Origin of the sequence: Pectobacterium aroidearum (genome assembly GCF_015689195.1) — a bacterium.
Taxonomy (GTDB): Bacteria; Pseudomonadota; Gammaproteobacteria; order Enterobacterales; family Enterobacteriaceae; genus Pectobacterium; species Pectobacterium aroidearum.
In genome coordinates this window covers 2,286,034-2,300,243 of the sequence record NZ_CP065044.1, presented here as the reverse complement: position 1 = coordinate 2,300,243, position 14,210 = coordinate 2,286,034, and the positions used below count along the sequence as shown (strand labels likewise).

At 49.1% G+C, this 14,210-nt stretch carries 14 protein-coding genes and 1 other annotated feature; all 14 genes read right to left on the bottom strand.

Annotated elements, in window-relative coordinates; genetic code table 11:
- Positions 1-4 precede the first annotated feature (4 nt).
- On the bottom strand, positions 5-988 hold the full coding sequence (gene pheS, locus I2D83_RS10300) for a phenylalanine--tRNA ligase subunit alpha (RefSeq protein WP_205948048.1): 984 nt from the start codon (positions 986-988) through the stop codon (positions 5-7).
- A 107-nt stretch (positions 989-1,095) separates the two neighbouring features.
- Positions 1,096-1,219 (bottom strand) — a sequence feature (Phe leader region).
- Positions 1,170-1,214 (bottom strand): pheST operon leader peptide PheM, encoded by a 45-nt coding sequence (gene pheM / locus I2D83_RS10295; protein WP_106120997.1) that lies wholly within the window; start codon positions 1,212-1,214, stop codon positions 1,170-1,172. Its footprint overlaps the feature before it by 45 nt.
- Before the next feature lie 100 nt (positions 1,220-1,319).
- On the bottom strand, positions 1,320-1,676 hold the full coding sequence (rplT, locus tag I2D83_RS10290; protein ID WP_005968887.1) for a 50S ribosomal protein L20: 357 nt from the start codon (positions 1,674-1,676) through the stop codon (positions 1,320-1,322).
- 43 nt (positions 1,677-1,719) lie between these two features.
- Entirely contained in the window at positions 1,720-1,917 is a 198-nt protein-coding gene (rpmI, locus tag I2D83_RS10285; RefSeq protein WP_004263702.1) for a 50S ribosomal protein L35, read from the bottom strand.
- A gap of 111 nt (positions 1,918-2,028) precedes the next feature.
- A complete protein-coding gene (infC, locus tag I2D83_RS10280; protein ID WP_015840132.1) occupies positions 2,029-2,571 on the bottom strand; it encodes a translation initiation factor IF-3 in 543 nt (180 codons plus the stop codon).
- Positions 2,572-2,574: 3 nt separating this feature from the next.
- Positions 2,575-4,503: a threonine--tRNA ligase gene (thrS, locus tag I2D83_RS10275; protein ID WP_015840131.1), complete on the bottom strand. Its 1,929-nt coding sequence runs from the start codon at positions 4,501-4,503 to the stop codon at positions 2,575-2,577.
- A gap of 280 nt (positions 4,504-4,783) precedes the next feature.
- Positions 4,784-6,163 carry an amino acid permease gene (locus tag I2D83_RS10270; protein WP_241007297.1) on the bottom strand — a complete coding sequence of 460 codons (1,380 nt, stop codon included), beginning with the start codon at positions 6,161-6,163 and terminating at the stop codon, positions 4,784-4,786.
- A gap of 126 nt (positions 6,164-6,289) precedes the next feature.
- Complete coding sequence (locus tag I2D83_RS10265) at positions 6,290-6,553, bottom strand: YebO family protein (RefSeq protein ID WP_205948047.1); 264 nt, start codon at positions 6,551-6,553, stop codon at positions 6,290-6,292.
- A gap of 255 nt (positions 6,554-6,808) precedes the next feature.
- Positions 6,809-7,600 carry a DNA-binding transcriptional regulator KdgR gene (gene kdgR, locus I2D83_RS10260; protein WP_015840128.1) on the bottom strand — a complete coding sequence of 264 codons (792 nt, stop codon included), beginning with the start codon at positions 7,598-7,600 and terminating at the stop codon, positions 6,809-6,811.
- 214 nt (positions 7,601-7,814) lie between these two features.
- Complete coding sequence (ogl, locus tag I2D83_RS10255) at positions 7,815-8,981, bottom strand: oligogalacturonate lyase (protein ID WP_015840127.1); 1,167 nt, start codon at positions 8,979-8,981, stop codon at positions 7,815-7,817.
- Positions 8,982-9,322: 341 nt separating this feature from the next.
- Entirely contained in the window at positions 9,323-10,204 is an 882-nt protein-coding gene (gene htpX / locus I2D83_RS10250; protein ID WP_015840126.1) for a protease HtpX, read from the bottom strand.
- Between the two features lie 166 nt (positions 10,205-10,370).
- On the bottom strand, positions 10,371-11,219 hold the full coding sequence (locus tag I2D83_RS10245) for a glycerophosphodiester phosphodiesterase family protein (RefSeq protein WP_205948046.1): 849 nt from the start codon (positions 11,217-11,219) through the stop codon (positions 10,371-10,373).
- A 30-nt stretch (positions 11,220-11,249) separates the two neighbouring features.
- Positions 11,250-12,587: a sn-glycerol-3-phosphate ABC transporter substrate-binding protein UgpB gene (gene ugpB, locus I2D83_RS10240; protein ID WP_205948045.1), complete on the bottom strand. Its 1,338-nt coding sequence runs from the start codon at positions 12,585-12,587 to the stop codon at positions 11,250-11,252.
- Positions 12,588-12,825: 238 nt separating this feature from the next.
- Positions 12,826-14,049 carry an L-lactate MFS transporter gene (locus tag I2D83_RS10235; protein WP_205948044.1) on the bottom strand — a complete coding sequence of 408 codons (1,224 nt, stop codon included), beginning with the start codon at positions 14,047-14,049 and terminating at the stop codon, positions 12,826-12,828.
- Between the last annotated feature and the right edge of the window lie 161 nt (positions 14,050-14,210).

The following is a 14,210-nucleotide window of genomic DNA, read 5'->3' as shown; positions in this document are numbered from 1 at the left end:
CGCCTTACTTAAACTGTTTGAGGAAACGCAGATCGTTTTCGAAGAATGCACGCAGATCGGTCACGCCATAGCGCAGCATCGTCAGGCGCTCCATACCCATACCGAACGCGAAGCCGGAATACACATCTGGATCGATACCGACATTACGCAGGACATTCGGGTGCACCATGCCGCAACCCAGAACTTCCAGCCATTTGCCGTTTTTACCCATCACATCCACTTCAGCGGACGGCTCGGTAAACGGGAAATAAGACGGACGGAAGCGGACCTGCAAATCTTCCTCAAAGAAATTACGCAGGAAATCATGCAGCGTACCTTTCAGGTTGGTGAAGCTGATGTCTTTATCGACGATCAACCCTTCCATCTGATGGAACATTGGCGTGTGGGTCTGATCGTAATCGTTACGATAAACGCGACCCGGCGCAATGATACGAATAGGCGGCTGTTGCTTTTCCATCGTACGAATCTGAACGCCAGACGTCTGCGTACGCAGCAGGCGTGTCGCATCGAACCAGAACGTGTCGTGGTCAGCGCGCGCAGGGTGATGCCCAGGAATATTCAGCGCATCAAAGTTGTGGTAGTCATCTTCGATTTCAGGCCCGGTTACAACGGAGAAGCCCAGTTCGCCGAAGAAGGTTTCGATGCGATCGATAGTACGCGTTACCGGATGCAGACCACCGTTCTCAATCGTACGGCCCGGCAGAGATACATCGATGGTTTCTTGCGCCAGACGCGCATTTAACTCCGCGGATTCCAGCGTGTGCTTACGGGCATTCAGCGCGTCTTGAACGTCTTGCTTAGCCTGATTAATGACGGCACCCGCAGCAGGGCGTTCTTCAGCCGGCAACTCGCGCAGCGAGGTCATCTGAAGGGTTAAGTGACCTTTTTTACCCAGATATTCGACACGCACATTTTCCAGTGCGGCAACATCCTGGGCCTCTTCTATAGCTGTTCTGGCTTTAGCAACCAGCTCTGCGAGATGTGGCATTGTGTTCCTCTTTTTCTGCCTATGTGGCCAACGGTCATGATTGAAGAATGTCGTTTTACTAAAGCGATGAATATTACTAAAAACAATAGCAAAAACCGATTGTTGTAAACAAAAAAGCCTCCCTAAGGGAGGCTTAAGCGCTACTTTTCGTTTCTTTTCTTACGCGCAAAGCCCCCTGAGTTCAGGCGCTAAAGTAAAAAAAGAAACGAAAAATAGCAGCATTCATACTTGCGTTACCTTGTCTTGAGAATCACAAAAAGTGTCGAAAATAATAAAACGACCTGTGGCACTTGACGAAAAGAGGGAGCCAAAGCTCCCTCTCTCAACTGACTTACGCCAGGGCTGCTTTCGCTTTTTCGACCAGAGCGCTGAACGCTAATTTGTCGAATACGGCGATATCAGCCAGAATCTTACGGTCAATTTCAACAGAGGCTTTTTTCAGGCCGTTGATGAATTTGCTGTAAGACAAGCCATTTTGACGGGCTGCTGCATTGATACGTGCAATCCACAGCTGACGGAATTGACGTTTACGTTGACGACGGTCGCGATAAGCGTATTGACCAGCTTTGATTACTGCCTGGAAGGCAACACGATAAACACGCGAACGGGCACCGTAGTAACCTTTCGCTTGTTTCAGTATTTTCTTGTGACGTGCACGGGCAACTACACCACGTTTTACGCGAGCCATATGCTCTCTCCTAAAGTCTTATTCTGAATTAAAAAAAGGTTACTTATGCGTACGGCAGACATGCGACAACCAGGCCCAGATCTCCTTTGGAGACCATGCCTTTCGGACGCAGGTGACGTTTACGCTTAGTCGATTTTTTGGTCAGAATATGACGCAGGTTAGCATGCTTACGCTTGAAACCACCACCGGCGGTTTTTTTGAAGCGTTTAGCGGCGCCACGTACTGTTTTAATCTTTGGCATTTTTATTTCCACTTCGCATTGTTAATAAAACGAATCAGATAAGGCGAACAAAACCGCACAAATTTATTGCTTAACGCAAGAAAAGCAGTGCGGTCCTGTTACTTGAATGCCTTACTGTTTCTTCTTCGGTGCTAGCACCATGATCATCTGACGGCCTTCGATCTTCGTAGGGAAGGATTCGACGACAGCCAGTTCACTCAGATCGTCACGAACGCGGTTAAGCACTTCGATACCAATCTGTTGGTGCGCCATTTCACGACCGCGGAAACGCAGTGTGATTTTGGCTTTGTCACCATCTTCCAGAAAGCGAATCAGGTTGCGTAGTTTGACCTGATAGTCGCCATCATCGGTACCAGGTCGGAATTTGATTTCCTTGACCTGAATAACTTTTTGCTTCTTCTTCTGTTCCTTTGTGGCCTTACTCTTCTCATAGAGGAACTTGCCGTAATCCATGATTCGGCAAACCGGCGGCTCGGCGTTCGGACTGATTTCAACTAAATCAACACCTGCTTCCTCGGCTTTTTCTAATGCTTCATTCAGACTGACAATGCCAAGCTGTTCGCCTTCGACGCCTGTCAGGCGTACCTCATGTGCGCGAATTTCTCTGTTGATGCGATTAGGACGCGCCGGTTGAACTCGTTTTCCGCCTTTAATACCTTATTCCTCCAATTGATGAAGACTACGGCTGCGAATCTCTTGCTGCAGCTTACTGATGACTTCACTGACATCCAGACTCCCCAGGTCTTTACCGCGACGAGTACGGACAGCAACTTTTCCTGCCTCAACTTCTTTGTCGCCACAAACCAGCATATAGGGAACCCGCCGTAAAGTGTGCTCGCGGATTTTAAAGCCTATCTTCTCATTTCTCAAGTCTGCTTTTACTCGAATGCCCGCTTCTTGCAGTTTTCGGGTCAATTCGTTGACATAATCAGACTGAGTATCCGTGATATTCATAATCACTACTTGAACCGGAGCTAACCAGGTTGGGAAGAAACCGGCGAATTCTTCGGTCAGAATACCGATGAAACGCTCCATTGATCCCAAAATAGCCCGGTGAATCATAACTGGCACCTGACGTTCGTTGCTTTCGCCAACGTAAGACGCATTCAGGCGACCCGGTAATGAAAAGTCGAGTTGCACCGTACCACACTGCCACGCACGATCCAAACAGTCATGCAGGGTAAATTCAATTTTTGGGCCGTAGAACGCCCCTTCACCCGGCTGATAGTCAAATTCGATGTTATTTTCAGTCAACGCTGCGGCCAAATCGGCTTCAGCGCGATCCCACATCTCATCGCTACCGATACGTTTTTCAGGACGTGTAGACAGTTTCACCACGATTTTTTCAAAACCGAAGGTGCTGTACATGTCATAAACCATCTTGATGCAGCTGTTCACTTCATCGCGAACCTGCTCTTCCGTACAGAAGATGTGCGCATCGTCTTGGGTAAAGCCACGCACGCGCATTAAGCCATGCAGAGAGCCTGATGGTTCATTACGGTGACAGCTACCGAACTCAGCCATACGCAGCGGCAGATCGCGGTATGATTTCAATCCCTGATTGAAAATCTGTACGTGACCCGGGCAGTTCATCGGCTTAATGCAGTATTCACGGTTCTCCGATGAGGTCGTGAACATCGCTTCTTTGTAGTTTTCCCAGTGACCGGTTTTTTCCCACATCACGCGATCCATCATGAATGGACCTTTTACTTCCTGATACTGGTACGACTTCAGCTTCATACGCACAAACGCTTCCAGCTCCCGGAAGATCGTCCAACCGTCGTTGTGCCAGAACACCATACCCGGCGCTTCTTCCTGCATGTGATACAGGTCCAGCTGTTTGCCGATCTTGCGATGGTCGCGCTTAGCCGCTTCTTCCAGACGTTGCAGGTAAGAAGCCAACTGCTTTTTATCTGCCCAGGCGGTGCCGTAGATGCGTTGCAGCATTTTGTTTTTGCTGTCGCCGCGCCAGTAAGCGCCTGACGTTTTCTGCAATTTGAAATGATGGCAGAAACGCATATTCGGTACGTGCGGACCACGGCACATATCGATGTATTCTTCATGGTGATACAGACCCGGACGATCATCGCGACTGATGTTCTCATCCAGAATCGCCATTTTGTAGGTCTCACCGCGTGCAGCGAATGCGTCGCGCGCTTCCTGCCAGCTGACTTTTTTCTTAATGACGTCATAGTCAGTGTCAGCAAGCTCGTGCATACGCTTTTCGAGCAGTTCAATATCTTCCTGAGTCAGGGTACGGTCGATATCTACGTCATAGTAAAAACCGTTATCGATAACCGGACCAATCGCCATTTTGGTATCTGGCCACAATTGCTTGATCGCATGACCCAACAAATGAGCACAGGAGTGGCGAATAATTTCCAGACCCGCTTCATCTTTGGCAGTGATGATGGCTAACTGCGCATCGGTATCGATCTTATCGCTGGCGTCAACTAACTCGCCATTGACACGTCCGGCGATACAGGCTTTTGCCAGACCGGGACCGATATCAAGTGCAACATCCAGGGGAGAAACGGCATGGTCGTAATGACGCTGACTTCCATCAGGAAGGGTGATAACTGGCATTATAATTCCCTTATTTACAGTGGTGAGCCACACGAAAGCTCACATGCAAAAAATCGTATATCAATTGAAAATCAAAAGTGTTAACCATGCTATTCCTCTGTACTCTGTGAAATATATACACATGATGCACACGACTAAAGGCATGCACTAGCGTGACATGGATAACGTCGGCGACAATAATACACCTTATAAGTGGTGTGTTAAAGCCGGATGGGTAGCCTGCGCATCGTTACCGCATGATGAACAGGCCACGGAAGTGTTTACTGTGTTTGCGTCGATTTCAACGCCGCGTTATTTTGCGGGAAAATCGGAAACCAAGCCAAATAACAGCAATCCAGAACGGAATTAAAATGACCGAAATGCGAATTCCCGGCGACAGCAGCATAATCACTAAAATCCCCGCCAGAAACGCCAGACACACGTAATTGCCCCACGGATACCAGAAGGCTTTAAACGCAGGAACAATCCCCTTCTCAATCATCGCCTGACGGAAACGCAGGTGCGCAAAGCAGATCATGATCCAGTTAATCACCAGCGTCGACACCACCAGTGCCATCAGCAGCTCAAAGGCTTTGCCTGGCATCAGGTAGTTGATCGCCACACCGAAGGATGTCGCTAAGGCTGACAGCGCGATAGAGCGAACGGGAACACCGCGCGCGTTGACCTTCGCGAGAGACTTCGGCGCATTCCCCTGCTTTGCCAAACCGTACAGCATCCGGCTATTGCAGTACACGCCGCTGTTGTAAACCGATAACGCGGCTGTCAGTACCACGATGTTAAGTACGTTTGCCACTATATTGCTGTTCAGCGCATGGAAGATAAGAACAAACGGGCTACCGCCATCGACGACATTCCCCCACGGATAAAGCGATAACAAGATAGACAACGCACCGATATAGAAAATCAGGATGCGGTAAACCACCTGATTAGTCGCCTGAGGGATAGAACGTTTCGGATCGGCAGCTTCTGCAGCGGTGATACCTACCAATTCCAGTCCGCCGAATGAAAACATAATCACGGCCATCGCCATGATCAATCCACTTGCGCCATTCGGCATGAATCCGCCATGAATCCATAAGTTGCGCACCGTGGCCGTTTCGCCGCCATTGCCACTCAGCAACAGCCAGCTACCGAAGACTATCATCCCGACGATGGCCAGCACTTTGATAATGGCGAACCAGAATTCCGTTTCACCAAACATCCGCACATTCACCAAATTGATCAGGTTAATCAGTACGAAGAATATTGCGGCGGACAGCCAGGTTGGCGTCTCAGGCCACCAATATTGGATATAAATCCCCACGGCCGTCAGTTCAGCCATCCCTACCAGAATAAACATCGCCCAGTAGTTCCAACCAGCCAGAAAGCCCGCAAAATCGCCCCAGTATTTATAGGCAAAATGGCTAAATGAACCCGCTACAGGCTCTTCCACCACCATCTCACCCAACTGTCGCATAATCAGAAACGCAATCATTCCCGCAATCGCGTAGCCCAATAAAACGGACGGCCCTGCCATTTGGATTGTCTGCGATATTCCTAAAAACAATCCGGTACCAATAGCGCCACCCAGCGCTATCAGTTGGATATGTCGGTTTTTTAACCCTCGTTTTAAAACCAACTCCTGCTGATCATTTGCTATGTTGTTTTGCGCATTTGCCATGTTGTTTTTGTGCTTCCTGTAAAGCCTTCTTCATTTTTATAACAATGCCCGCTCACGTCATCACTATGAAGGATGACGCAAGCAGGCAAAGGGATAGGGGTTTAAACGCGACAAGGTGATAAACCATTAACGTTCAGGGATGACACTTTTAAACGTTAACTCCACGTCATCACGCTCCAACTCGGCGGCCAGCGTTTCGGGCTCACTTTTCTCTGCAGTTTGGGGCAGCAATTTTTTCAATAACGCTAACTGCTGGCGCTGCTGTTCCACGATCTCTTGCAGCAATTTCACTTGCTCATTCGCTCTGACGCTCGCTCGATTAACAAAAAACCAGACCAGCGCGGCCAGCAGCACCACCAGCAAGACAAACACCACTTCTAATATGTTCACAACGACTCCACTTATAACCACTTATGACAGGTACCTGTCGGCTATCTTAACACCGTGGCATAGCCAAGTTCGATACCCAACCCTATCCGTTACTCATATCGTATCAATGCGCATCGCTATCGTATTGGTGCAAAAATAAAAAACGTGGGGAACGTTTTTCAACGTCGTTTGCGACGACCCGCAGGGTGGCGGCAGAGATGGCATTCCATAAAAAAGCCTGTCGACAAGGACAGGCTCAGGAATCGATAGTGAATATCAGAAAGGGTAATCGTGGTAGCCCATTTGCTCAGAGATATTTCTGGCGGCAGTATGCAGCATAGCCACGTATTCGTGTTTGTTTTCTTCTGAAAAACGAATCGTTGGGAAAGAAATACTGAGGCCAGCAATCACAACGCCAAAGCGATCGAATACTGGCACAGCGATACAACGCAGTCCTTCTTCCTGCTCTTCGTTATCTTCTCCGTAACCTTGTCCGCGGACAACGTCTAATTGGTTGAGAAGATCTTCAGCAGTACACAATGTGTGCGGTGTACTACGGGTGAATTCGACAGTCGACAGAACTTCGGCCACTTCGCCACGATCGCGCCATGCCAACAGCACTTTACCGATTGCGGTACTGTGCAGCGGATTACGACGACCAATGCGCGAATACATGCGCAGGTTATACATCGAATCAATCTTGTGGATATAAACGATGCCGTCTTCATCCAACGCGCCAAGGTGGATCGTTTCCCGCGTTAGTGCAGACAACTCACGCATCTGTATATCCGCACTGCGGATTAAATCTACGTTCTGCAATGCTTTTGCACCAAGTTCAAACAACTTGAGCGTTAGCGAATATTTCTCTGATTCACCTTCCTGCGCGACATAGCCCAGGGATTTCATCGTCTGCAAGAAGCGGTAAACGGTACTCTTAGACATCATGACTCGCTGAGAAAGCTCGGTAATACCAATTTCTCTCTCTTCACCTAATGCCTGCAAAATACCAAAAACCTTTAAAACGGACGACACGGAATCGGGTTGTTTATCTAAATCTGCAATAGCCATTTTTGTGGTTACCCTACTCAGGTTTTTTTGTTTTAAAAAAAATAGAACAATGGTTTTAGTATAAAGGGAACGCTTTGATTATGGCAATGGAGCAATAACGATAATCAAGTTAAGTTTGAGAAATAACCGCGTCAGAGACTTAATAAAATAATATGTAAGTAAATATTTTAAAATAATCCGCGCCATAAAATGTGACGCGGATTTATTAGTATTATTAGTTCCAGACTGAATCAGGAACCTTCGCCAGATACAGCGCAGGTTTGCCATCTACGTCAGAAGTAAACAGGACTTGTTTATTATCCGGCGTGAAAGAAGGATGTGGGTGAGTTACCTGACGATCCCCTTCCAATACTTCCCATGATGTATTGTGCTGTGCAATACGGTGTTCTTTGCCGGTTTTCAGGTTGAAAACATACAGGAACGGGTCGTTCTCGATTTTGTAGCCGCCATCGTCCTGTACGTCTACTGGTGCATCGGAACCGTCACCAACCAACAGCGTGCCATCATAGTTACTCATCAGGTGAGAACACGGAGGCATGACACGCAGTTGACGATCTTCCAGCGTAACCGGATCGATGCTGCGGATATAGCGATTGCTGTCGTCTTTAAGGTAAGAGACATAGATCATCGCGGAACCATCTGGTACCCAGAATTCGTGGGTGCAGCTTTCGCCTTCAGCATGCTCTTTCACTTTACGCATGTTGGTGCCATCTTCGTTGATGAACCACATACGGGCATCAACCAAGTCATGCGGGCCTTCGTGGCAGAAAGCAACCGTGTTGTCATCACCCGGACGGTAGATTGGGTGACCCAGCCACTGATTTTCCTGAAGGATAGTCTGCGCTTCGCCTGTGACCAAATCGACACGAATCAGGCGGCAGCAAGGATTAGTGAAGTAGAATTCCTGGAATTTTTTCCAATCGGTCAGTGGTTTCCAGTCTTCTTTTTTGATTTCAATACCGACCATTTTGGTGCAATCGGAGTTGGCAACCCAGGTACCGTAGCCGACCCAATCGTCAGGCACCTGATAAATTGTTTTCTCTTCCAGCGTAGCCAGATCGACACGCATCAGATTACGGGTATTTTTAACGTAATACAGCGCATCGTCATTCGGAGACAGGAAACCACCGAAGGTGTTGTCGCCTTTACCTTCTGTCAACTGCGTAGCGCTCTGCTCTTTTAAATCCAGCAGATAGTAGTTCCACGGGCCGTCAAACGCAGCACCAAACAGCAGCTTGCTGCCGTCGTTGAAGAAACACTTCTGGTAGAAATAATTGCGATGGCAGATAACATCGGGCGGGGTTAAACGCACAACTTCGGTGCCGGTTGCTGAATCCTGGTAGGTATGGAACGTTAGGGGGATCTTGTTACCTTTGGCCATCCGTAAATCCTTAGAACTTGTCATGAAGAATCTGACGCCACACGCAGATACTCTTCGACAACCTGACATTCCGAACGCCAGACAAACGGGTTACCCCGACATCGGTTGTTCAAAAATCAGGCCACCAATCTCACGCGAGACGCCTGTTATATCGGCATTATAGAAACAATGTTTCATTTTTCCGTGATCGTGGTTTTATTTTATAAAACATTCTTTCTCTTTTCACCACCTGTTTCAGATCTAATGAAAACACATGGAGAGAGAAAGCACAGGTTGGCTAAATCAATAAACGCAGAAATAACAAAGGCCCGAATGGGCCTTTGGGAAGAGAATATCGTGAATTACTTCAGGTAATCACCGGAGCGCAGCGCTTCAATGCGCTTATCCAACGGCGGGTGAGACATAAACAGTTCGCTGAAGGATTTTGATTTACCGTTGATACAGAAAGCCATCATGCTGCTTTCCTCTTGCGGTTCATAACTGGTCTTCAGGCGCTGCAGTGCAGCGATCATTTTCTCACGCCCCACCAGCTTGGCGGAACCCGCATCCGCATGGAATTCACGGTAGCGTGAGAACCACATGGTAATAATGCTGGCAAGAATACCAAACACCAGTTCCAGCACGGTTGCGACAGCAAAATAAACCAGCGGGTTGCCGTTACTGCTTTCACCTTCATCACGGTTGCCGGACAGGAAACCGGAAACGACCTGAGCGATCAGACGAGAAACGAAGATAACGAAAGTGTTCACTATCCCCTGAACCAACGTCATGGTCACCATGTCACCATTTGCGATGTGGCTGATTTCATGCGCGATAACAGCTTCTGCTTCGTCACGGCTCATGTTTTGCAACAAACCGGTACTGACTGCCACCAGCGATGCATCACGGCGGGCGCCCGTCGCAAACGCATTGATGTCCGGCGCATGGTAGATTGCCACTTGCGGCATCGCGATCCCTGCCTGCTGTGACTGTGTACGAACGGTTTCCACCAGCCAACGTTCAGTTTCGTTACGTGGTTGTTCAATGACTTCACCGCCAACGGACCGTAACGCCATCCATTTAGACATCAGCAGTGAAACAAACGCACCGCCAAAGCCAAACAGCCCAGCCATAATCATTAAGCCCTGGACACTGCTGGACTGAATTCCCGTCAGGCTGAGTACCAGCCCGAAAACCAACATCACCGCCAGGTTGGTGATCAGGAAAAGCGCAATACGCATCATAAAGGTCTGATTTCCTCTCGCAGAAAAATAAAGTTTGCAACACCTACATCGTATGGGTTGCCGTGGCATTTTCAAGCATTCTTAACTTTTCAGTTACTAAATCCACATAACTTTACATTTTTCAAAAGGAAAGCAGCGTCCTGCCTGCTGTTAATCCTGCGGCAAATCAGCGCGACAGCGCCGATCGAAAATCAATAAACGCATCAGCGTGATCGACCTGAATTGCCCCCACCCCAGCGTGAATTAATGCTCCCCATACGGCCTCCGGATCCGCTAAGGCGCGCGTATCGCTATAGTCGAGAGAATGCGAGCAATCCAGCGTATTCACCCAAATCCTCACCCCAAGCCGTTGAAACTCGGCATACGCTTCGATCACTGCATCAATATGATCAAAATTGGCCTCCACAATAGCGATGCCAATGTCATCAACCTGCCTCAGAATGTCGGCAGTTTCTCCCCGCTTGAGGTGGATCATCGGCATATAGGGTATCTGGGTATCCCGCGACGGTGATGCAATGGGAAAAGAGGCAGAAGCAAGATCAACCGGACTTTTCATGATCACGCCGGAACTCAAACCTTTATCGCGAATATCGCGGGCGATCACATCAAATTCTCGCACATGTTTAACATCCACGTTGATGACAACCCGTCCTCGCGCCTCTTCGAGAACTTCATACAACAGCGGCACCTTTTCGTCACTCAATGGCCATGCCAAATCGCCGTCACTCCCGCGCAGACGCGCTCGACGAATTTCGGCTAGCGTCATCTGGCTAACGTGACCGCGCATATCGCTCGTGCGATCGAGCGTGTCATCATGAATCACCACAACGTGGCTATCTGCCGTCAATTGCGCATCAATCTCTACGATATCAACGCCCAGACGAATCGCCTCGCGTAGCGCTGCCAGCGAATTTTCCGGTGCCGATGCCCAAACGCCGCGATGTGCGACGGCCAGAACCGTCGCATTTTGCGCCGCGATCACACTCTGAGTCATACCTTTATTGTGCTTTGTCATCAGTCGAAAGCTCCAAATAAACGGGGAATATCACGAATGACGGGAAACCGACTGCGCGAAATGCTGCAACAGGAGATCGCCCCGCGAAACCACATTGTCCAGCGCCTGTTGTGGCGTTTCCTGTTCTGCCCAGACTTTCTCCAACTCTTCATCCATGATGGTGCGAATTTGCGGCATATTGCCCAAGCGGAACCCGCGCGTATAAGGCAGTGGCGGTTTATTGGTAAGCTGTTTCATAGCAACATCGCTGCCGGGGTATCTGACATAAAACCCCTGCTCGCGCGTGAGTTCGTAAGCGGGTTGTGTCACCGGTAGATAGCCCGTCATCTGATGCCATTCGGCCGCATTTTCCGGCAGCGTCAGGAAATGCAGGAATTCAGCAATACCTTGATAATGCGAGGTCGCTTTCCCTTTCATGACCCAAAGGCTTGCTCCGCCGATAAACGTATTCTGTGGCGCGCCTTTAACCTCTTCACTGTAGGGCAGCATGCCAACACCGTAGTGAAATTTGGCATAGTTCTGAATCTTGCGTAGCCCGCCCGACGAGGTGGTCAAGATGCCGCAGTCGCCGTTATAAAAGCGCGCAGTACCCTCATCATTGCGGCCGAAATAGCTGAATTCGTTCTTTTTCATCATCTCCGCAAGCTGGGTAATGTGTGCGACCTGCAACGGACCGTTCACCAACAGATGCGCATCGACACCGTCGAAACCATTGTTTTTCGTCGCGATCGGCAGCCCGTTCCACACGCTAAACGCTTCCAGTAATATCCAGCCCTGCTGCCCCGCATTCGTGTAGCCGCACGTCATCCCACTCTGACGCAATCGCGCCGCATCGTACTCCAGCTCATTCCAGGTTCGCGGTGGCTTATCAGGATCGAGCCCTGCCTTAATAAACGCATCTTTGTTGTAGTAAAGAACGGGCGTTGAACTGTTAAACGGCTGGGAAATCAGATGTCCGGTCTGGCTGTCGCTGTAAAACAGCGCCACTGCGGGCAGAAAGGCTTTTTCGTCATTATCGATACCCACCTGTTTGAACAGGTCGAACACCGGGATAACCGCCCCGCTGTGTATCATATTCGGCGTACCAACATCATAAACCTGCAAAATATCCGGGGCGTTACCGGTGCGATAAGCGGCAATACCCGCGGCCAGCGTCTGTTCATAGCTGCCCTTATAGATGGGTTCAACATGGTACAGGGTCTGAGATTCGTTAAATCGGTTGACCAACCGTATCAATTCCGTGTTCAGGTTACTGTCCATGCCATGCCAAAACGTCAGTTCAACGGCTGCCCTGGCAGACAGCGGGACGAGCAAGACCATATTTAACAGCATCAGAAAAACGGACGTGAACCTAAACCGAATCGTCATGATGTTTTCTCCGGTACTCTTTGTTTTTAGGAAAAAATCGCTGCTTTTAGGAAAGTGTCGTTTTGGAAAATGTGTTTTAGGAAAATGCGGCGCTGATAACGACGCTAGGATTTACCTGTGACATGGAGATGACTGGGGAAGTGGTGAACTGTATCGCGATATTTCAGCAAGTAAGAGAGGGCTATGACAGGACAATCTTGTGGCGAGCAGAACGTCGTCTGCCCGCCACGATATGCAATTAACTTTGTGCGTGTGCCATATCCGCACGTAGTGAAGTGCTGACCGGTTGATGTTTAGGTGGTTTGACCCACAAGGTAATCAGCAGAGAAACGACAGACATAATGATGATTGCCATAAATGTAGCCTGGAAGCCCCCTAGCTGAGCGGCGATAAACGAGCCAGACAACGCGCCAATGCCGAATCCCTGATAAATGACGCCGTAGTTTTTGCTGTGATTTTTCAGGCCAAAGAAGTCGCCGACAATCGCAGGGAATACCGTAATATTGCCACCAAAGCAGAAAGCAATCGCGCTGACACAGATAAAGAACAGCACCGGATTCAGCGGCAGGAATGTCATCACGGAGACCGCGAGAATCGTCACGAACAGCGTAAAGCTGATTACCCGCATACGCCCGACACTGTCAGAAAGCGCGCCAAGCACAATACGTCCCACGGTATTAAAAATTGCAATCGCCGACACGGCATTCGCCGCCATCGCCATATCCATTCCGGCCATTTGTACACCGATATCTTTTACAATACCGATCAAATACAGGCCACTCATGCATGCGGTGAAGAAGATAATAAACAGCAAATACGATTCTTTCGTTGCCAACATTTCAGCCAGCGAGAAATCACGCGTCTGTCCCTGAACCGCAGTCTGTTGAACCTGAACCGCAGCAGGCTCTTTCAGCAGTGAGCTGCCGACCAGAATCATCGCCATGACGATAACGCCCCAGTAGAAAAAGGCTTCCGACACACCGACTTCCGCAATCAAAAAGCTGTTTACGTATTTGAACAGCAGACTTCCGGTACCAAATGCGCCAACAGAAATCCCCGCGATTAACCCTTTGCGATTAGGGAACCATTTGATCAGGTTGGACAGCGTCGTGATGTAAGCCGTACCGTCAGCAAAACCAACAACCACGCCCATTAGCAGATAAATCAGCGTCAGCGACGGGCTCACCGCACTCGCCATCAGCCCTGCCCCGAGCGCAATACCAGCAACCATGGTCAAACGACGCAGACCAATACGCTCCTGAAACTTACCGGCAAATAGCGTGGCAAATGCCAGACAGAAACTGGTGATGGAAAACGTTGTTGCTACTGAACTCAGCGTCCAGCCAAATTTGTCCACCAGCGGCTGATTGAACAAACTCCAGGTGTAAATAGTGCCAAGTCCCATTTGGGTGATAATGGTTCCGAGGACAATCAATCCCCGATTAGCAGGTTTGGTATTCATGGGTTTTCCCCTACATCAAAAAGTGGTCCGATTCACTCGGTACGCTAAAAAATATAAGCTGATGTGGAGAAGAAAAAATCTATCAAAACACTGTCAGCTTATGGGCTGAGGCCAGTATACAAGCGGGCTGACAGTGGTTGATCGAATGGGGAATGAGATGC